The following is a 19,054-nucleotide window of genomic DNA, read 5'->3' as shown; positions in this document are numbered from 1 at the left end:
CGGCTGCGGTAGCCTGGGGCCGCGCCCCAGGGCGCGACCACATCAACAGAGCAACTCGGGGGTGGCCATGGCGACGCTGGCCGACGTCGCCCGGCGGGCCGGGGTCTCCCCCGCGACCGCGTCGCGGGTTATCAACGGCAGCAGCAAGACCGTCACCGAGGAGCTGCGCGACCGGGTGCTGCGGGCGGTGGCCGACCTGCGGTACGTCCCGAACGCCCACGCCCAACTCCTGGCCCGTCCCCAGCGCAGCGTGGTCGGCGTCATCGTGCACGACGTCTCCGACCCGTACTTCGCCGAGATCACCCGGGGGCTGCAACGGGTGGCGACCGCCTGCGGCAAACTACTCATCATCTGCAACAGCTACCGCGACCCGGAGCGGGAACTGGAGTACGTCGACCTGCTGCGCGGCCAGCAGGTCGCGGCGATGATCCTGGCCGGCTCCGGCTACCACGACGACAGCTTCACCACCCGGCTCAACGAACAGCTCGCCGCGTACGAGGCGACCGGCGGCCGGGTCGCGGTGATCGGGCGGCACGAGCATGCCGGCGACGCGGTGATGCCGGCGAACGAGAACGGCGCCTACCTGCTGGCCCGGGAACTGCTCGCACTCGGTCACCGACGGATCGGGGTGGTGGCCGGTCCCCGGCTGCTCACCACGACCACCGACCGGCTGGTCGGGCTGCGCCGTGCCCTCGCCGAGCGGGGGCTGTCCCTGCCCGAGGAGCAGGTCCGCTACGCCGAGTTCGACCGGGACAGCGGGGCCGAGGCGACGGCCGGCCTCCTCGACGCGGTGCCCGGCCTGACGGCGATCGTGGCGCTCAACGACTCCATGGCGGTCGGCGCGCTGTCCCTGCTGCGGGCCCGGGGAGTGGACGTGCCCGACCAGGTCTCGGTCACCGGCTTCGACGACATGCCGATCGCCCGCGACGTCACGCCGACCCTGACCACCGTCCGGCTGCCACTGGTCGAGATGGGCGCACGCGCGATGACCCTGGCGCTGGAGCCGGGGATCGTCGGGGACCGGATCGAGGTGCTCGACGCCGGGGTGGTCCTGCGCGACAGCACCGCCCCGGCGCCCGCCTGACCGACCGCTCAGCCCCGGGCCAGTTCGGCGAGCCGGTCGATCTGCGCCGGGTCGGCCAACGCGGAGCCGACCGCCACCACCCGCACCCCGGCGGCGAGGAAGTCACCGGCGTTACCGGCGTCGATCCCGCCGGTGGCGACGAACCGCAGTTCGGGCAGGGGGCCGGCGACCGCGCGGAACCACTGCGGACCGAGGCTGGCGGCGGGGAACGCCTTGAGCCACCGCAGCCCGTGATCCCGGGCCCGCTGCGCCTCGGTGGGGGTGGCCACCCCCGGCAGGTGCGGCAGGCCGCACCCGGTGGCGGCGTCCACCACCGCAGGGTCGAAGCCCGGCGCGACGGTGAACGCCGCCCCGGCGTCCGCGGCCTCGCGTACCTGCTCGACGGTGTAGACGGTGCCTGCCCCCACCCGGCGGTCCCGCTCCTGGCCGGCCTTCACCGCGGCCCGCAGCGCGGGCAGCGCGTCCGGAGTGCGTACCGGCACCTCCACCACCTCGATGCCCAGGTCCCAGGCCCGACCGGCGAGCCGGACGGTCTCCTCCGCCGGCAGGTCGCGCAGGATCACCATCACCCGGGCGTGGCCGAAGACCGGGGCGAAGTCGTGCGGAGACATGGTCAGGTCCCTTCGGGGCGGAGTTCGGGCAGGCGCACCGTCGGCCAGCGGTCGGCCGGCACACCCGCCAGGTCGTCGAGGTCCGCCCGCGCGGTCAGCGGGGCGTGGTCACCGGGCACCCGCAGGGCGTGCGCGGCGACCAGGTGGCCCCAGCGCAGGGCGGCCACCGGGTCGAGGTCACGCAGCAGCGCGGACAGGTAGCCGGCGGCGAACGCGTCGCCCGCGCCGACCGGCTCGACCACCGGGACGCGCAGTGCCGGCACGAAGCTCACCCGGCCCTCGCGGGCCAGCACGGTCGCGCCCACCGCCCCGTCCTTGACCACCACCACGGACGGTCCGGGCAGCAGCCGGCGCACCGCCGCCGGGTCGGGGGTGCGCCACAACGTCCACGCCTCGTCCAGGCCCACGAAGACCACGTCGGCGTGGCCGGCGAGATCCCGCAGGACCGGCGCGGCCCGCTCGACGGGCCACAGGCGGGGCCGGTAGTTGACGTCGAAGCTGACCGTGACGCCCGGCAGTGCCCGGGCGACGAGCGCCGCCTCGACCAGCGCCCGGCACGACTCGGAGAGCACCGGGGTGATGCCGCTGAGGTGCAGCAGCCGGGCACCGGCGGCACCGGGGTCATCGAGCAGCGTCGGGTCGATCCGGGACGCCGCCGAGCCGGCCCGGTAGTAGTGGACGCGGGTCCCGTCAGGGGTCGGGTCCTTGACGTAGACGCCGGTCGGCGCGTCCGGGTCGACGGTGACGCCGGTGACGTCGACCCCGGCGTCGGCGACGTGCCGCAGCACCATCCGGCCGAACGGATCGTCCCCGACCCGGCTGGCCCAGGCCACCCGGTGGCCGAGCGCGGCGAGGTACATCGCGACGTTGGACTCCGCGCCGCCGACGTGCACCGTCATCCGCTCGGCCCGTTCCAGCGGGACCGACCCGTCGGGGCTGAACACCACCATGGTCTCCCCGACGGTGACCACCTCGGGAGGGCTGCCGGTCATGGCCGGTCCAGCCGGGCGGCCAACGCGGTCGCGGCGTCCCGGTCGAGGTGACCGTCGAGCACCGCGATCCGGTGCCGGCCCGACCGGGACTCACCGGCCGGGATCACCCGGGGGGTGTCGAAGGCGAACGCCGCGCACACCCCCGGATACATGCTGCCGCGCACGAACCACCGGTCACCGTCGGCGAGGCCGGCGAAGAGCAGGGTGTACGCCGCGCCCTCCGCCGTGGTGCCGGCGAGCACGACCCAGGGCTCGGCGCTGCCGTTGACCCGCTCCTCCCCCTCGGCGAGCGCGGTGAAGACCCGGGGCGGGGTGGCGGCGACGGCCCGCCAGAAGAACCCGCCGTAGCCGGCCCCGCCGGGACGGCCGTTGGTCGCCGGGCTGCCGAGGGTGACGTCGGTGTCGTCCGGAGCGGTCAGGGTGTAGTCGAGGTCCAGCACCCAGCCGTCGTCGAGGGCCCGCGCCGCCAGCCGGCGTCCCTCGGTGAGCAGGATCCCGCCGTCGCGGTCGCACCAGTGCAGGCGGTGCTCCAGCCGGTCGGGTTCGCGCCGCTCCCAGTCGACGTGGCGGATCCGGCCGTGGTCCTCCCGCCAGGTGTAGCCGGTGTCCCGGACGTAGGTGCGCCCGCCCCACAGGTTGGTGCCGTTGACGTCCTGCACGGTCAGGGAGGCCCCGAGGTGCCAGACGTGGTCGGCGGGAAGCGCGTCGGTGACCGTCGTGCCGGCCAGGGTCCGCACCGGGTGCAGAAAGGGACGGGGCCCGTGCGTGGCGTCCAGGGCCGGGTCGAGGACGTACCGGGCCACCTCCCGCTCCCCCACCCGCAGGCGGGGGTCGTCCGGACTCCCCGGGTCCACGCCGGAGGGGGCGGACACGGTCGGCCGCGTGCCGGACAGGTGGTTGGTCACCGGCGTGGTGGTCGGTTCGGTCACGGGTGCTCCCATCGGGTGGCCGGGAGACGACGGTTCACGGCGTGCAGGGCGGCCACGGCGTACCCGGCGAGAATCGGCACCGCGACCGGGTGGACCAGGGCGGTGAGCAGCACGACGATCGCGGCCACCGCTCCGGTGCCGGCCCACAGCGCCGGCCGGTCGAGGCAGGACCGGGCGGCGGTCCGGGCCGCCGCCCGCCAGCCCCGACCGCCGGTCCGGCCGATCTCGACCAGGGCCACCGCGGCGTACCCGAGGGCCGAGGCCACCACCACGACGGTCACCAGCACCATCGGCGTGCCTCCGGGCACCGCGCCCCGGGCCAGGGCGGTGAGGTCCAGCACCACCAGCGCGGCGACCGCCAGGGCCAGCAGGGTCACCGGTACGCCGGGCAGGAGCGCCCGGCCGTACCGGCGCAGGTTGTCGCGCGCCGACGGCCACGTCCCCGTGGTCAGCCAGTCGTGCACCGCCGCGCTGGCGGTGGCGACGGCCGCCCCGGCGGTCAGCACCGGCAGCGCGGCCAGGACCAGGGCGAAGCCAAGCACCGCCAGGTCACTGGCGTCGCGGGCGGTGTCCCGCCAGTCCCGCCGGGCGGGCGCGTCGACGCTCATCACCTCACCCCTTCAGACCGCTGGTGTTGATGCCCTCGACCAGCATCCGCTGGAAGGCGACGAAGAACAGGAACACCGGCAGCAGGGACAGCACCGACATGGCGAACATCGGTCCGACCGCGCTCTGGCTGGTGGAGTCGATGAACAGGGTCAGCGCCACCGGGACGGTGTAGTCCTGGAGTTCGGAGAGGAACACCAACTGGCGGAAGAAGTCGTTCCAGGTCCAGATGAACGAGAAGATCGCCGTGGTGACCAGCGCCGGTCGGCTCAGCGGCAGGATCACGTGCCGGAAGATGCCGAACGAACTGGCCCCGTCGATCTTGGCAGCCTCGTCCAGTTCGCGGGGGATGCCGCGCATGAACTGCACCATGAGGAAGACGAAGAACGCCTCGGTGGCCAGGAACTGCGGCACCAGCAGCGGCAGGTACGGCCAGTCGCCACCGACCATGCCCATGCTCCGGAAGAGGATGTACTGCGGGACGATCAGCACGTGACCGGGGAGCAGCAGCGTCCCGATCATCACGGCGAACCAGACGCCCCGCAGCTTGAACCGCAACCGCGCGAAGGCGTACGCGGCCAGCAGGCAGGAGACCGCGTTGCCGACCACCGACAGCAGGCTGACCATGGCGCTGTTCAGGAAGAACCGGCCGAAGCTGATGTCGAAGTTGGTCCACCCGTCCCGGTAGTTGCCCGGGGTGAAGACCTCCGGCAGCAGGCCGATGTTGTTGACGATCTCCTGCTGGGACTTGACCGACGTGCCGAGCATCCAGAACAGCGGGTAGAGCACCACGCCCAGGATCGCGACCAGCACGAGCAGGCGTACCGTCTGCCGGCCGGCGCCACCGCGCCGCCGGACGGCCGCCGGGGTTGCGAGTGCCGTCACCGGTCCTCCCCGTCCGAATAGTGCACCCAGAACCGACCGGTGCTGAAGAAGACCACGGTGATGATGGCGATGGCGAGGAGGAAGACCCAGGCCATCGCCGAGGCATAGCCCATGCTCAGGTCGGTGAAACCGGCGATGTACAGGTTGAGCGTGTACATCAGGGTCGAGTCGACCGGGCCTCCGGTGCCGTTGCTGAGCACGAACGCGGCGGTGAAGCCCTGGAAGCCGTTGATGGTCTCCAGCACCAGGTTGAAGAAGATCACCGGGGAGAGCATGGGCAGGGTCACGGCGCGGAACTGCCGCCACTTGTTGGCCCCGTCGACCGAGGCGGCCTCGTACAGTTCGGTCGGGACCTGCTTCAGCCCGGCCAGGAAGATCACCATGGGCGCGCCGAACTGCCAGATCGCCAGCACCATCAGGGTCTCCAGCGCCCAGTCCGGGTCGTTGACCCAGGGCTTGCCCTCGATGCCGAAGAACGCGAGCAGCGAGTTGAACGCACCGTCCCGGTTGAACATGTTCACCCAGACGATGGCGAGCGCGACGCTGCCACCGAGCAGCGACGGCAGGTAGAACAGGCCCCGGAACAGCCCGACCCCGCGCCAGGCGTGGTTGAGCAGCAGGGCCACCCCGAGCGCGGCGGCCAGCTTGAGCGGGACCGCGATCAGGGCGAACTTCAGGGTCACCTGGACCGCGTGCCAGTAGGACGGGTCGCTGGTGAACATGCGCTCGTAGTTGGCGAACCCCACCCACTCGACCTCTGACCAGGGGGTCAGGATGTCGTAGTTGGTGAAGCTCAGGTAGAGCGACAGGAGCATGGGGATCGCCGTGACGGCCATCAGGCCGATGAGCCAGGGCGACAGGAAGACGTAACCCGCCAGACCTTCGCTGTTCCGGAATCCGCCGGCCCCGCGCCGGTTGGCGCTGGGCCGGACGGATCCGGTGCCGCGGCGGGTCGGGTCGGGCGCGGTGGTCAGGGCCACGGGCCGACTCCTTCCGAGCGTTGGCGGGTCAGGCGATGGCGGACTTGCAGGCGTCGACGAACTGCTTCGCCGCCTCGGCCGGGGTGGCCCGCCCGTACTGGGCGTTCTCCGCGGCCTTGGTCAGCTCGGACCGCACCTTGCTGTGCCCCTTGATCGGCACCTGCGGCGCCGCGCCGAACTTCTGCGCGAGGTCCGACTCGACCTGGATGGACTGCTTCATGGCCGGGTCGGTGACCGCGTCGCTGACCTGCTTGCGCAGATCGAGGTTGGAGGGCAGACCCCGGTCGGTGCCGAGGATCTTGACCGCCTCCGGATCGTTGGCGAGGAAGTTGAGCACGTCGACGGCGACGTCCTTGTGCTTGCTGCCCCGGAACACCGACCAGTACATCGAGGCACGGGCCCACTGGGCGCTCGGGTCACCCGGGTAGGCGATCACGCCGAGCTCGTCCTTGGTGTTCTTCTTCAGCTCCGGCATCTGGTTGACCCAGACCCAGGAGGTCGCCGCCTTGCCGGTCACCACGAGCTGCTTGGTGATGTCGGTGGCGTTGCCCTCGTGGATGACGTCCGAGGTGGGGGTCGCCTTGCGGTCCCGGGCGCCCTTCCACAGCTCGAACCACTTGGTCACGTCCTCGACGGTGAAGCCGAGGTCGGAGCCGTTGTACAGGTCCTTGCCCTGCTGACGCAGCCACACCCAGAACGCCTTGTAGTCGGCGCTCGGGTCCTGGGTGCCGAGCTTGGTCTTCCTCGCCACCTGCTCGGCCCAGGCGATGTGCTCCTCCCAGCTCATCCCGGTGGTCGGCTCGGGGAGGCCGTTCTTCTGCAGGAGGGTCTTGTTGTAGACCAGGCCCTGGGTGTTCTCCCCGGAGGCCATGCCGGCCAGCTTGCCGTCGACCACGCCGTACTGCCACAGGCTCTCCGGGAACTTCGACACGTCGAGGTCCCCGTCGTCCTTGTACTTCGTCAGGTCGAGCGTGGTGTTGCGGGAGGCGTACTCGGAGAGGTAGTTGTCGTCGATCTGGAAGATGTCCGGCGGGTTGCCGCCCGCGGTGAGGGTGGCCAGCTTGTCGAAGTAGCCCTGGTTGGCCTGCCAGGTCTTCTCGAACGTGACGTTCGGGTGCTTCTTGGTGTAGAGGGCCAGCGCCTCCTCGGTCAGCTTCGCCCGGGCCTCACCGCCCCACCAGAAGATGGAGAGCTTGACCGGGGCGTTCGGGTCGGAGCTGGCCGCGTCGTCGTCGCCGCAGGCCGCGGCACCGAGCACCAGCGGCACGGCGACGACCGCCGCGAGCAGGCCGCGAAGCAGCCGACGGCGGGGAGTACGGTGGGAAGGCCCGGGGGGCGGGCCGGCGGTGGGGGTGGTTGCGGGGTGCATGTGCGCTCACTCCTTGGCGTTAGGAGGCGACGGCGCCACCGGTGGCCGTCACCGGGTGACCCGGGCCCGCAGGACAGTGCGGGTCCGGGTCGGCGACGGCACCGGAACGGCTTCGACCGTCCGGAGTTGCGGGTGCGGTCGAGTCGCGGATGACCAGTTCGGTCTGGAGCAGTACCTGTGCGGTGGTGCGACGGTCGTCGGACGTGCCGCTGCGGACACCGCGCGTGCGAACGCCGGTGTCGTGTTGCAGGAGCATGTCCACGGCCGTCCGGCCGGCGGCCGAGGTAGGCGTGGCCACCGTCGTCAACTTGGGTCGGGTGAGCCGGCTGAGCGTGATGTCGTCGATCCCGACGACGCTGACGTCCTGCGGCACCCGGATCCCGTACGCGTCGAGCCCCTCGATGAGCCCGATCGCCATCAGGTCGTTGTAGGCGAGCACCGCCGAGGCCCCGCTGCGGCGGACCTGGTCGGCCAGTCCGGCGCCGCCGGTCTCGGTGGGCGGGTTGGGGCCGAGCACGGTCAGCTCCGCGCCCCCGCTGCGGGCCGCCGCGACGGCGGCCCGGCGGATCTCCCGGCTGGTCCACGAGCCACGGGGGCCACTGAGCAGGGCCAGTTTCCGGTGGCCGAGGTCGAGCAGGTGCTCGATCGCCGCCCGGGCGCCCTGGCCCACGTCCATCATCACGCAGGGCAAGCCGGCGACCTGGCGGTTTATCACCACCAACGGCACCTCCCGGCTGAGCTGTTCGATCAGGCTGTTGCTCATCCGGGGGCTGCAGAGCAGGACCCCGTCCACCTGCTTGGCCAGCGCGTGGACCAGTTCCTCCTCGGCGACCGGGTCCTCGTTGGTGTCGGCGACGAAGACGTGGTAGTCGCGGTGCCGGGCCTGGCTCTCCGCCGCCTTGATCAGGGGTGGGAAGAACGGGTTGGCGATGTCGGCGATGATCAGGCCGATGTTGTGCGTCCGCCCGGTGATCAGGGCCCGGGCGGCCCGGTTCGGCCGGTAGCCGAGTTCCTCCGCGCAGGCGAGGACCCGGACCCGGGTCTCCGGGTTGACCAGGTGCGGGGCCGAGAACGTGCGGGAGACCGTGGAGATGTGCACGCCGGAGGCCCGCGCGACGTCTCGGATGGTTGCTGGCACGGCGACCCCTTGGTTGCGGGTGTGTGGCTGCGGTCACGTGGGTGCCGCCAATTAATGCAAACGGTTGTGTTGCTGTCAACGGGTTCTTCGATGTCGATTCCGTTTCGGCCGCGCTCCCACCGCTAGGAACTACTGGGGCAAACCGGGATTTACACCGCCGCTTTGACATCGACCGTTGACGCAGGTGTAACCGGCATGGTTACTTCGCTGCAAACCTTTGCAGCCGCCGGGAGGCGATCGTGATGTCATCCGGAACCGGACCACGGGTCCGGCACGCCCTGGTGGGTGCCGGTGCCCGGGCCGAGATGTTCGTCCGGGCCCTGGTGCTCGACCACGCCGACACCGCCGAACTGGTCGCCTTCGCCGACGTCAACCAGGCCAGGATGGACGCGCACAACCGCTGGCTGGCCGAACTCGGCCACCCCGCCCTGCCGACCTACCGCGCCGACGAGTTCACCGCGATGCTCGCCGAGGAGCGGGTCGACGTGGTGCTGGTGACCAGCGTCGACGTCACCCACGACGAGTACATCGTGGCCGCCCTGCACGCCGGCTGCGACGTGGTGACCGAGAAGCCGATGACCGTCGACGCGCCCCGCTGCCAGCGGATCCTCGACGCGGTGGCGCGGACCGGCCGGCAGGTGCGGGTCGCGTTCAACTATCGCTACAACCCTTTGCACGAGAAGGTCCGGCAGCTGCTCGCGGACGGGGCGGTCGGCGAGATCGGTTCGGTGCACTTCGAGTGGCTGCTCGACGTCCGGCACGGGGCCGACTACTTCCGCCGCTGGCATCGCGACCGGGCCAACTCGGGCGGGCTGATGGTGCACAAGGCCAGCCACCACTTCGACCTGGTCAACTGGTGGCTGGACGCCACACCGGTCGAGGTCTACGCCGCCGGCCGGCTCTTCTTCTACGGCGAGCACGGCCGTCGGCACGGCTACGCCCGCGCCTACGACCGGGTGCACGGCTCCCCCGCCGCCGCCGACGACCCGTTCGCCCTGCACCTGGCCGCACACCCCCGGTTGCGCGAGTTGTACCTCGACGCCGAGGGCGAGGACGGCTACCACCGCGACCGCAACGTCTTCGCCCCCGGGGTGACGATCGAGGACGACATGGCGGTGCTGGCCCGCTACTCCACCGGCGCGACCATGACCTACCACCTCACCGCGTACGCCCCCTGGGAGGGCTACCGGGTGATGGTCAACGGCAGCCGGGGCCGGCTGGAGCTGGAGGTCGTGGAGAGCGACTTCGTCAGCCCGCAGGCCGCCGGCGCGCTCAAGGGCGCCGCGCTGCACGGCAACGAGGCCGCAGCCGAGGCCGGCTCGGCGACCATCACCCTGCGGCCGTTCTGGTCCCCGCCGGAGACGGTGCCGGTCGAGGGGTACACCCGGGCGGGGCACGGCGGCGCGGACGCCCGGATGACCCGGGTGCTGTTCGGCGGCGAGCCCGACCCGATGGGCCGCGCGGCGACCGCCCAGGACGGCGCGTTGGCGCTGCTCACCGGTCTGGCCGCCAACCGATCCTTCGACACGGGGCAGCCGGTCCGGGTCGCCGACCTGCTGACCCTGTCCTGACCCGCCCGCCGAACGCCCGAGGAGCGACACCCGTGCCGACGAACCGCACCGACCTGCTCTTCCCCGCCGAGCCGGGGCAACGCGCCCTGGCCCGGGAGCTGTACGCCCTGGCGGCGCGACAGCCGATCATCTCGCCGCACGGGCACGTCGACCCGGCGCTGCTCGCCGACGACCAGCCGTTCCCCGACCCGGCGCGACTGCTGATCGTCCCGGACCACTACCTCACCCGGATGCTGCTCAGCCAGGGGGTCCGCCCGGCCGAGCTGGGCGTTCCGACGGTCGACGGCAGCCCGGTGGAGAGCGACGGCCGGTCGATCTGGCGGCGCTTCGTCGACCACTGGCACCTGTTCCGGGGCACCCCGTCCCGGCTCTGGCTGGAGCAGACCCTCCGCGAGGTCTTCGACGTGCACACGACCCTCTCCCCGGCCACCGCCGACGAGGTCTACGACGCGGTCGCCGCCAAGCTGACCCGGCCGGAGTTCCGCCCCCGCGCCCTGTTCGAGCGGTTCGGCATCGAGGTGCTCGCCACCACCGAGTCGCCCCTGGACGACCTGGGCCGCCACGCCAAGCTCGCCGCCGACGGCTGGGGCGGGCCGGGCGGCCGGGTGATCACCACGTTCCGCCCGGACAACGTGGTGGACATGGAGTTCGACAACTGGTCGGCCAACGTCGACCAGCTCGCCGAGGTCTCCGGGGAGGACACCGGCACGTACGCCGGGTTCCTGCGCGCCCTGCGGCAGCGGCGGGCGGCCTTCATCGCCGCCGGGGCCACCTCCTCGGACCACGGCCACCCCACCGCCCTGACGCTCGACCTCAGCGAGTCGGAGGCGGCGGCACTGTACGACCGGGGCCGGCGCGGGCAGGCCGACGCGGCCGACGCGGAGGCGTTCCGGGCCCACATGCTGGTGGAGTTCGCCCGGATGTCGCTGGACGACGGCCTGGTCATGCAGCTGCACCCGGGCTCGGTGCGCAACCACAACAAGTGGCTGTACGCCACCCACGGGCGGGACGTCGGCGGTGACATCCCGCAGGCCACCGAGTACCTGCACGCGCTGACCCCGCTGCTGGACGCGTACGGCAACGACCCCCGGCTGACCGTGGTGGTCTACACCCTGGACGAGTACACCTTCAGCCGGGAACTGGCCCCGCTCGCCGGCGGGTACGCCGCCCTCTACCTCGGCGCGCCCTGGTGGTTCCTGGACTCCCCCGAGGTGCTGCGTCGGTTCCGCGAGTCGGTGACCGAGTCGGCCGGCTTCTACAACACCGCCGGGTTCGTCGACGACACCCGCGCGTTCTGTTCCATCCCGGTACGCCACGACGTGGCCCGTCGGGTCGACGCGGCCTTCCTGGCCCGGTTGGTCGCCGAGCACCGGCTGGCCGAGGACGAGGCGGCCGAGACCATCGTCGACCTGGCGTACCGGCTGCCGAAGAAGGTCTTCAAGATCGGGGTTCAGGCATGACCGTCACCATCACCGGCGTCGACGTGCACGACGTGCGGTTCCCCACCGCGCGCACCGGCGACGGCTCGGACGCGATCAACAAGGGCGACTACTCGGCCACCTACGTGGAGCTGCGCACCGACGCCGGGGTCACCGGGGCCGGTTTCACCTTCACCAACGGCCGGGGCAACGAGATCACCTGCGCGGCGGTACGCGCGCTGGCGCACCACGTCGAGGGCAGGACCGTCGAGGAGATCGCCGCCGACCAGGTGACGTTCTGGCGGTCGCTCAGCGCCGACGTGCAGCTGCGCTGGCTCGGCCCGGAGAAGGGCGTGATCCACATGGCCACCGGCGCGGTGGTCAACGCGGTGTGGGACCTGCGGGCCAAACTCGCCGGCAAGCCGATGTGGCGGTTCCTCGCCGAGATGTCGACCGAGGAACTGGTCGCGAGCGTCGACTTCCACCACATCACCGACGCGCTCACCCCGGACGAGGCGGCCACCATCCTGGACAAGGGCCGCGACGGGATGGCCGACCGGGTCGCCCTGCTGGAGCGGGACGGCTTCCCGTCGTACACCACCTCGGTCGGCTGGCTGGGCTACCCGGACGACAAGGTGCGGGCGCTGACCCGCGAGGCGTACGCGGCCGGCTGGCGGGCGATGAAGATGAAGGTCGGCGGCCCGCCCGCCGACGACCTGCGCCGGGCCCGGATCATCCGCGCGGAGATCGGTCCGGACGCGCTGCTGATGATGGACGCCAACCAGGTCTGGGACGTCGACGAGGCGATCACCAACATGACCGCCCTGGCCGAGGTCGACCCGTACTGGATCGAGGAGCCGACGCACGCCGACGACATCCTCGGCCACGCCCGGATCGCCCGCGCGGTGACCGAGCTGACCGGCGGCCGGTGCCGGGTCGCCACCGGCGAGGTGGCCGCCAACCGGGTGATCTTCAAGCAGCTGCTCCAGGCCGAGGCGATCGGCGTGATGCAGATCGACTCCTGCCGGGTGGGCGGGGTCAACGAGGTGCTCGCCGAGATCCTGATGGCCGCGAAGTTCGGCGTGCCGATCTGCCCGCACTCCGGCGGGGTCGGGCTCTGCGAGTACGTCCAGCACCTGGCGATCTTCGACTACCTGCGGGTCGGCACCAGCCTCGACGGCCGGATGGTCGAGTACGTCGACCACCTGCACGAGCACTTCGTCGACCCGGTCCGCACCCGCGAGGGGCGCTACCTGCTGCCCACCGAACCCGGCTACAGCGCCACGATGAAGCCGGCGTCGATCGCCGAGTTCCGCTTCCCGGACGGCCCGGTGTGGCGATGACCCCGGGCACGGCCCAGCTCGGCCTGGGCACCCTGCGCCGGCTGCCCGAGGCGAGCCGGCCGCTGGTGCGGCCCGGCACGGTCGGGGTCGGCATCGTCCACCTGGGGCTCGGCGCGTTCCACCGCGCCCATCAGGCGGTCTACACCGAGGCGGCGGTGGCCCGGTCCGGCGGCGACTGGGGCATCGTCGGCGTCGCCCCGCGCAGCACCGGACTGGTCAGCACCCTCGCCGCGCAGGACGGGCTGTTCAGCGTGACCACCACCTCCGCCGAGGGCAGCCACACCCAGGTGGTCGGCGCGCTCGCCGGGGTACGACACGCGGCGGGCGACCCGGCGGCGGTGGTCGCCCTGCTGGCCGACCCGCGCGTCCGGGTGGTCACGCTCACCGTGACGGAGAAGGCGTACCAGCTCGACCCGGTGAGCGGGCGGCTGCGCCCGGACCCGGAGGTGGTCGCCGACCTGACGACCGACCGGCCACCGGGGACCGTGCCGGGGCTGCTGGTGCGTGGACTGCTCGCCCGCGCCGCCGCCGACGCCGGGCCGATCGCCCTGGTCAGCTGCGACAACCTGCCCGCCAACGGGCACCGGTTGCGCGGCCTGGTCGAGCAGTCGCTGGCGTACGCCCGGGTGCCGGACCGGGTGACCGCCTGGGTGACGACCTGCGTCACGTTCCCGGGCACGATGGTGGACCGGATCGTGCCGGCCAGCACCGAGCAGACCCTCGCCGATGCGCGCCGGGCACTGGGCGTGGCCGACCTCGCGGCGGTCGCGGCCGAGCCGTACCGGCAGTGGGTGATCGAGGACGTCTTCCCGGGCGGCCGGCCGGACTGGGGCGCGGCCGGGGCGGTGCTCACCGACGACGCCGGATCGTGGGAGCGGCTGAAGCTGCGCGCGCTCAACGGGGTGCACTCGGCCGCCGCGTACCTCGGCGCGCTGGCCGGGCGGGAGACGATCGCCGACGCGCTGGCCCTGCCGCACCTGGAGACCGTGCTGCGGCGGCTGGTCGCCGAGGACGTCGCGGCGAGCTTCACCCCGCCGGACGGGGTCTCCGTGGTCGACTACGGCGACCAGGTGCTCGCCCGGTTCGCCAACCCGGCGATCCGGCACCGCACCATCCAGGTGGCGATGGACGGGTCGCAGAAGCTGCCGCAACGCGTCCTGCACACCATCGCCGACCTGCGCGCGGCCGGCCGGGACGCCCGCTGGGCGACACTCGTGGTGGCCGCCTGGATGCGGTTCGTCCGGGGCCGGGCCGACGACGGTACGGTGCTGCCGCTGGACGACCCCCTGGCCGACCGGATCCGGGCCGCCCTCGCCGCGCACCCGGACACCCCCGCCGGGGTGGCCGAGGCGCTGTTCGGGCTGACCGAGGTGTTCCCGGCCGAGCTGGGCGGCGACGAGGAGGTCCGGACCGCGGTCACCGGTTGGCTGACCGACCTGGACCGGCACGGGGTGGGGGCGACGCTGGCGGGTGCGGCGTGACCGCTGCGGACCGCCCGGTGTCCACGGTGGGCGGCCAGGTTCCCCGGGTCGCGGTGGTCGGCGCGAACGGGCACGGCCGGTGGCACCGACGGGTGATCGCGCCGCTGCACGCGGCGGGCCGGCTGCGGCTGGTCGCCCTGGTCGACGTCCGCCCGGTGGAGCCGGACCCGGACGCGCCGGTACCCGACGGCACGGACGTGTTCACCGACCACCGGGAGATGCTGCGTGCGACCCGGCCGGACGCGGTGGTGATCTGCACGCCCCCGCACACCCACCTGCCGATCGCCCGGGACGTGCTGACCGCCGGGGCGGACGTCCTGTTGGAGAAGCCACCGGTGCTCTCCCTGGCCGAGCACGACGCGTTGGGCGCGGTGCTCGACGAGACCGGCCGGGCCTGCCAGGTCGGGTTCCAGGCGCTCGGGTCGGCCGCGCTGGGCGAGCTGGTCACGGCGGTGACCGAGGGGCGGCTGGGCACCGTCCTCGGCATCTCCACCGTGGCGGCCTGGCAGCGCCCGGACGGCTACTACACCCGCGCGCCGTGGGCCGGCCGGCGGACGCTCGACGGCCGGCCGGTGCTGGACGGGGTGCTGGCCAACCCGATCGCGCACGCGTGGATGCAGTGCCTGGCGGTGGCCGAGGCGATCGCCGGGCGGCCGGTGACGCCGACCGTGGTGGAACTGGAGCGGTACCGGGTGCGCCCGATCGAGGTGGACGACACGGCCGCGATGCGGGTGGAGTTCCGGGGCGCGCCGCCCGTCGTGGCGGCGGTGACCCTGGCCGGGGAGGAGTTCGTCCGGGGCGAGGTGCTGGTGGAGGGCACCGCCGGCCGGGCGGTGCTGGAGTACCCGACGGACCGGCTGCTGCTGCCCGGTGACCCCGAACCGCGTACGGTGCCCGGCCGGGTCGGGTTGTTGGAGAACCTGCTCGACCACCGGGCGACCGGCACGCCGCTGATCGCGCCACTGGCCCGGACCGCGCCCTTCACCGCCGTGCTGGAGGTGATCCAACACGCGCCCGAGCCGACGTTGCTCGACGGCGACCTGGTCACCACCACCGGGGCGGGACCGGACCGGGTGGTCACCATCCGTGGGGTGAACGGGGTGCTCCGCAAGGCGGCCGAGACGGGTGCGCTCCTGTCGGAGCTGGCGGTGCCGTGGGCGGTTCCGCCGGCGCGGACCACGCTGGCGGAGAGGGAGGTCGGTTGACGCGGACGGCCCGGAGCGGGGCCACCGGAGAACCACTGCAAACGAGGGGTGACAGCGTTCCCCGAAAAGTGGGCGTGACCTCCACGTTCCCGACGACGAACGGTCGGGCGAATACCGCCTGCCACAATTAACTGCAAAATAGCTGCATATTGTATTCATTGACTCTCTTTAGTGATTTTCCTTACTGTCGACTCATCGGTATTCCGCTTCGGATGCGGAGTCCGCCGCACGACAGACCACTTCGGAGAGTCCCATGCGTCTTCGCATAACCGGGGCGGCCCTGGTCGCCCTTTCCCTGCTCCTCGTCCCCGGTGCGGCGGTCACCGCCGCACCGGGGAGCGACGACGGATCCGTCCCCCGGCACGTGGAGCGGTTCGCGCGCCAGACCCTGTCGGCCGGTGACGGTTGGGCCGCCGCCGGCCCCGGCACCACCGGCGGCTCGGCCGCCACCGCCGACCAGGTGCACCTGGTCCGCAGCCGCGCCGACCTGATCCACGCGCTCGGCGGGGACAACGCCACCAACCGGGCCAACGCCACCCCCAAGGTGATCGTCGTCGACGGTGTCGTCGACGGCTTCGAGGGACCCGACGGCAGCCTGCTCGACTGCACCGACCTGGCCGACCCGGAGTACTCGTTCCCGGCCTACCTGGCCGCGTACGACCCGGCGGTGTGGGGCATGGTGCCGCCGACCGGGCCCCTGGAGGCCGCCCGGGTGCGCTCGGTGACCAACCAGACCCGGTACACGCAGATCAACGTCGGCCCGAACACCACCATCGTCGGGATGCGCGGGGCACGGCTGACCGGGCTGACCCTGATGATCGACACGGCCAGCAACGTCATCGTCCGGAACCTGACCTTCGACGACGCCCGGGACTGCTTCCCGGCCTGGTCGCCGACGGACGGCTCGGCCGGCAACTGGAACTCCCAGTACGACCAGATCTCGGTACGCCGCAGCGAGAACGTGTGGATCGACCACAACACGTTCACCGACGGCGACAACCCGGACAGCGCCCAGCCGGTCCACTTCGGCCGGCCGTACCAGGTGCACGACGGGTCGCTGGACGTCACCCACACCGCCAGCCTGGTCACCGCCTCGTACAACCGGTTCACCGGCCGGGACAAGCTGATGCTGATCGGCTCGTCGAACACGGTCGGCCCGGACGTCGGCCGACTCAAGGTGACCCTGCACCACAACCTCTTCGACCAGGTGGTCCAGCGGCTGCCCCGGGTCCGCTTCGGCCAGGTAGACATCTACAACAACTGGTACCGCCTCGGCGCAGGCTTCGACTACGCGATCGGCGTCGGCGTGCAGTCCGCGGTGTACGCGGAGAACAACCACTTCACCCTCGGCGCGGGGATCGCCGCCGAGGACCTGCTCTACGACTGGGGCGGCACCGCGATCACCGCACGCGGCAACTGGGTGCACGCCCACCGGTCGCTGCCCCGCCCGGTCGACCTGGTGGCGGCGTACAACGCCACCCACGATCCCGACCTGGGCACCGAGGCGGGCTGGACGCCGACGCTGCGCACCGCTGGCCCGCTGCCGGCCCCGGTGGTCCCGATCGTGGTCGGCGCGCTGGCCGGCGCGGACCGGCTGCCGCTGTAGAAGCCACGGGCGGTGCGTGTCCCGTCCCCACGCACCGCCCGGGGAGGGTGGGCCGCCACGTCCGCGCTCACGCGGCGGCCCACCGCAACCCCGCACCCCTACCACCACAGGAGGTTCCGATGAACCGACTCCCGATCCGGGGCCGCCCGGCCGGACGTCTCGCCACGGCGTTGGCGGCCGGCGCCCTGGTCGCCGGCACGGTGCTGGTCACCACCTCGTCGGCGTGGGCGGACACACTGCTCACCGACACCTTCGAGGACGGTGACGCCAACGGCTGGTCGCGCTCGGGCGGCAGCTGGTCGGTGGTCACCGACGGCTCGCTGGCGTTCCGGCAGTCCGGTACCAGCAGCGACGCCCGTGTCCTGACCGGCCAGACCAGCTGGACCGACTACGGGGTGCAGGCCCGGGTCAAGCCGACCGCGTTCGCCACCTCCGCCCGGCACGTCGGGGTGGTCGCGCGGGCGCAGAGCAGCAGCAGCTACTACGCCCTGGTGGCCACCGCCAGCGGCGGGGTGCAGCTGGTGAAGCGCGCCGGCGGCGACCCGGTGGTGCTCGGCTCGGCCACCGCCGGGGTGACCGTCGGCTCCTGGGCCACGCTGCGCCTGGAGGCGGTCGGCAGCTCGCTGCGCGGCTACGTCAACGGCGCGCTGCTGGTGCAGGCCACCGACGCCGCGTTCGCCGCCGGCCGGGCCGGGCTGGCCACCTCGTACGCCAGCGCGACCTTCGACGACGTCGAGGTGGCGACCGCCACCGGGGCCCCGCCGACCGGTAACCCGACCGGCGGGCCGACGCCGACCCTGCCACCCACCGAGCCGCCGATCGACCCGGGGGCGCCACCGGTCGGCTTCGCCTCGGTCAACGCCCTCGGGCAGAACGGCACCACCGGTGGGGCGGGTGGGCCGACCGTCACCGTCGACACCGCCAGCGAACTGCTCACCGCGATCGCCACGCCCGGACCGTTGACCGTCAAGGTGAGCGGGATGATCGCCCTGCCCGGCCCGATGCACGACGTCACCTCGGACAAGACCATCATCGGGGTCGGCGCGAACTCGGGGATCACCGGCGGCGGCCTCAACATCGGTCTGCCGGTCAGCAACGTCACCACCCCACCGGCGAACGCCGTGCACAACGTGATCATCCGGAACCTGAACTTCCGGAACACCGTCGACGACGCGATCAACGTGCAGATGTTCTCCCACCACATCTGGATCGACCACAACGACCTGTCGAACGGCTACGACGGGCTGATCGACATCAAGCGCGGGTCGTCGTACGTGACGGTGTCGTGGAACCACACGCACCACCACACGAAGAACATGCTGCTCGGCCACGACGACAACAACGGCGCGCAGGACACCGGTCACCTCCGGGTCACCTACCACCACAACTGGTACGACCGGACCCCGCAGCGCAACCCCCGGGTGCGCTTCGGTGACCCGGTGCACGTGTTCAACAACTACTTCGTCTACAACACCGACGTCGGAGTGGCCTGCCAGCTCAACTCGGGCTGCGTGGTCGAGGGCAACCACTTCGAGGACGTCGAGGTGCCCTGGTCGATCAGCTACTCCGGCTCCCGGGGTCGCCTGGTGGCCCGGGACAACGTCCTGTCCGGCACCAGCGAGCCGGGTGACTCCGGAGGCACGGTCACCGAGCCGCGCACCTTCTACCCGTACCAGCTCACCGACCCGGCCAGCGTGAAGTCGGTGGTCATGGCCGGTGCCGGCACCGGAAAGATCAACTTCTAGGCTCCGGGGCGCGCCCGTCCCGGCGCAACCGTCCCCACCGCACCGCCCCGGCGATCCACCGAACCGGGGCCGACCCGCCCCCAAGACATCG

Annotated in this window: 16 protein-coding genes; 8 read left to right on the top strand and 8 right to left on the bottom strand. The window is 72.4% G+C overall.

Annotated elements, in window-relative coordinates:
* Nucleotides 1–67: 67 nt before the first annotated feature.
* Nucleotides 68–1,084 carry a LacI family DNA-binding transcriptional regulator gene (locus ACIBJE_RS09015; protein WP_396745246.1) on the top strand — a complete coding sequence of 339 codons (1,017 nt, stop codon included), beginning with the start codon at nucleotides 68–70 and terminating at the stop codon, nucleotides 1,082–1,084.
* 8 nt (nucleotides 1,085–1,092) lie between these two features.
* On the opposite strand, the gene ACIBJE_RS09010 is transcribed toward ACIBJE_RS09015, so the two are convergent.
* From ACIBJE_RS09010 to ACIBJE_RS08975, 8 genes are read right to left on the bottom strand one after another with little or no spacing between them, the layout of a single operon-like run.
* Nucleotides 1,093–1,695, bottom strand: coding sequence for a bifunctional 4-hydroxy-2-oxoglutarate aldolase/2-dehydro-3-deoxy-phosphogluconate aldolase (locus tag ACIBJE_RS09010; protein ID WP_396745243.1), 603 nt, complete (start codon nucleotides 1,693–1,695; stop codon nucleotides 1,093–1,095).
* Between the two features lie 2 nt (nucleotides 1,696–1,697).
* Nucleotides 1,698–2,687: a sugar kinase gene (locus ACIBJE_RS09005; protein WP_396745240.1), complete on the bottom strand. Its 990-nt coding sequence runs from the start codon at nucleotides 2,685–2,687 to the stop codon at nucleotides 1,698–1,700.
* Nucleotides 2,684–3,616 (bottom strand): PmoA family protein, encoded by a 933-nt coding sequence (locus tag ACIBJE_RS09000; protein ID WP_396745237.1) that lies wholly within the window; start codon nucleotides 3,614–3,616, stop codon nucleotides 2,684–2,686. Before ACIBJE_RS09000 ends, ACIBJE_RS09005 begins: the two co-directional genes overlap by 4 nt.
* Nucleotides 3,613–4,224 carry a hypothetical protein gene (locus ACIBJE_RS08995; protein WP_396745234.1) on the bottom strand — a complete coding sequence of 204 codons (612 nt, stop codon included), beginning with the start codon at nucleotides 4,222–4,224 and terminating at the stop codon, nucleotides 3,613–3,615. The genes ACIBJE_RS09000 and ACIBJE_RS08995 overlap by 4 nt, the downstream gene beginning before the upstream one ends.
* Before the next feature lie 4 nt (nucleotides 4,225–4,228).
* Nucleotides 4,229–5,107: a carbohydrate ABC transporter permease gene (locus ACIBJE_RS08990; protein WP_396745231.1), complete on the bottom strand. Its 879-nt coding sequence runs from the start codon at nucleotides 5,105–5,107 to the stop codon at nucleotides 4,229–4,231.
* Complete coding sequence (locus tag ACIBJE_RS08985) at nucleotides 5,104–6,087, bottom strand: carbohydrate ABC transporter permease (protein WP_396745228.1); 984 nt, start codon at nucleotides 6,085–6,087, stop codon at nucleotides 5,104–5,106. The genes ACIBJE_RS08990 and ACIBJE_RS08985 overlap by 4 nt, the downstream gene beginning before the upstream one ends.
* 28 nt (nucleotides 6,088–6,115) lie before the next feature.
* Nucleotides 6,116–7,456 carry an ABC transporter substrate-binding protein gene (locus ACIBJE_RS08980; protein WP_396745225.1) on the bottom strand — a complete coding sequence of 447 codons (1,341 nt, stop codon included), beginning with the start codon at nucleotides 7,454–7,456 and terminating at the stop codon, nucleotides 6,116–6,118.
* Nucleotides 7,457–7,475: 19 nt separating this feature from the next.
* Nucleotides 7,476–8,594, bottom strand: a complete 1,119-nt coding sequence (locus tag ACIBJE_RS08975) for a LacI family DNA-binding transcriptional regulator (protein ID WP_396745222.1) — start codon at nucleotides 8,592–8,594, stop codon at nucleotides 7,476–7,478.
* A gap of 242 nt (nucleotides 8,595–8,836) precedes the next feature.
* Here ACIBJE_RS08975 and ACIBJE_RS08970 point away from each other — a divergent pair, with 242 nt between their 5' ends.
* From ACIBJE_RS08970 to ACIBJE_RS08940, 7 genes are all read left to right on the top strand, one after another.
* Nucleotides 8,837–10,165: a Gfo/Idh/MocA family protein gene (locus ACIBJE_RS08970; RefSeq protein ID WP_396745612.1), complete on the top strand. Its 1,329-nt coding sequence runs from the start codon at nucleotides 8,837–8,839 to the stop codon at nucleotides 10,163–10,165.
* Nucleotides 10,166–10,197: 32 nt separating this feature from the next.
* Nucleotides 10,198–11,625 carry a glucuronate isomerase gene (uxaC, locus tag ACIBJE_RS08965; protein ID WP_396745219.1) on the top strand — a complete coding sequence of 476 codons (1,428 nt, stop codon included), beginning with the start codon at nucleotides 10,198–10,200 and terminating at the stop codon, nucleotides 11,623–11,625.
* Nucleotides 11,622–12,926: an enolase C-terminal domain-like protein gene (locus tag ACIBJE_RS08960; RefSeq protein ID WP_396745216.1), complete on the top strand. Its 1,305-nt coding sequence runs from the start codon at nucleotides 11,622–11,624 to the stop codon at nucleotides 12,924–12,926. The genes uxaC and ACIBJE_RS08960 overlap by 4 nt, the downstream gene beginning before the upstream one ends.
* Nucleotides 12,923–14,407 carry a mannitol dehydrogenase family protein gene (locus ACIBJE_RS08955; RefSeq protein WP_396745213.1) on the top strand — a complete coding sequence of 495 codons (1,485 nt, stop codon included), beginning with the start codon at nucleotides 12,923–12,925 and terminating at the stop codon, nucleotides 14,405–14,407. Before ACIBJE_RS08960 ends, ACIBJE_RS08955 begins: the two co-directional genes overlap by 4 nt.
* Complete coding sequence (locus tag ACIBJE_RS08950; RefSeq protein ID WP_396745210.1) at nucleotides 14,404–15,612, top strand: Gfo/Idh/MocA family protein; 1,209 nt, start codon at nucleotides 14,404–14,406, stop codon at nucleotides 15,610–15,612. The genes ACIBJE_RS08955 and ACIBJE_RS08950 overlap by 4 nt, the downstream gene beginning before the upstream one ends.
* Nucleotides 15,613–15,865: 253 nt before the next feature.
* On the top strand, nucleotides 15,866–17,218 hold the full coding sequence (locus tag ACIBJE_RS08945; protein ID WP_396745207.1) for a polysaccharide lyase family 1 protein: 1,353 nt from the start codon (nucleotides 15,866–15,868) through the stop codon (nucleotides 17,216–17,218).
* 119 nt (nucleotides 17,219–17,337) lie between these two features.
* Entirely contained in the window at nucleotides 17,338–18,963 is a 1,626-nt protein-coding gene (locus ACIBJE_RS08940; protein WP_396745204.1) for a family 16 glycoside hydrolase, read from the top strand.
* The last annotated feature ends 91 nt before the right edge of the window (nucleotides 18,964–19,054 follow it).

The organism is Micromonospora sp. NPDC050187 (assembly GCF_044459745.1).
Taxonomy (GTDB): domain Bacteria; phylum Actinomycetota; class Actinomycetes; order Mycobacteriales; family Micromonosporaceae; genus Micromonospora.
Note: the sequence above shows the minus strand (reverse complement) of the source record. Positions and strands in the feature narration are given on the sequence as shown.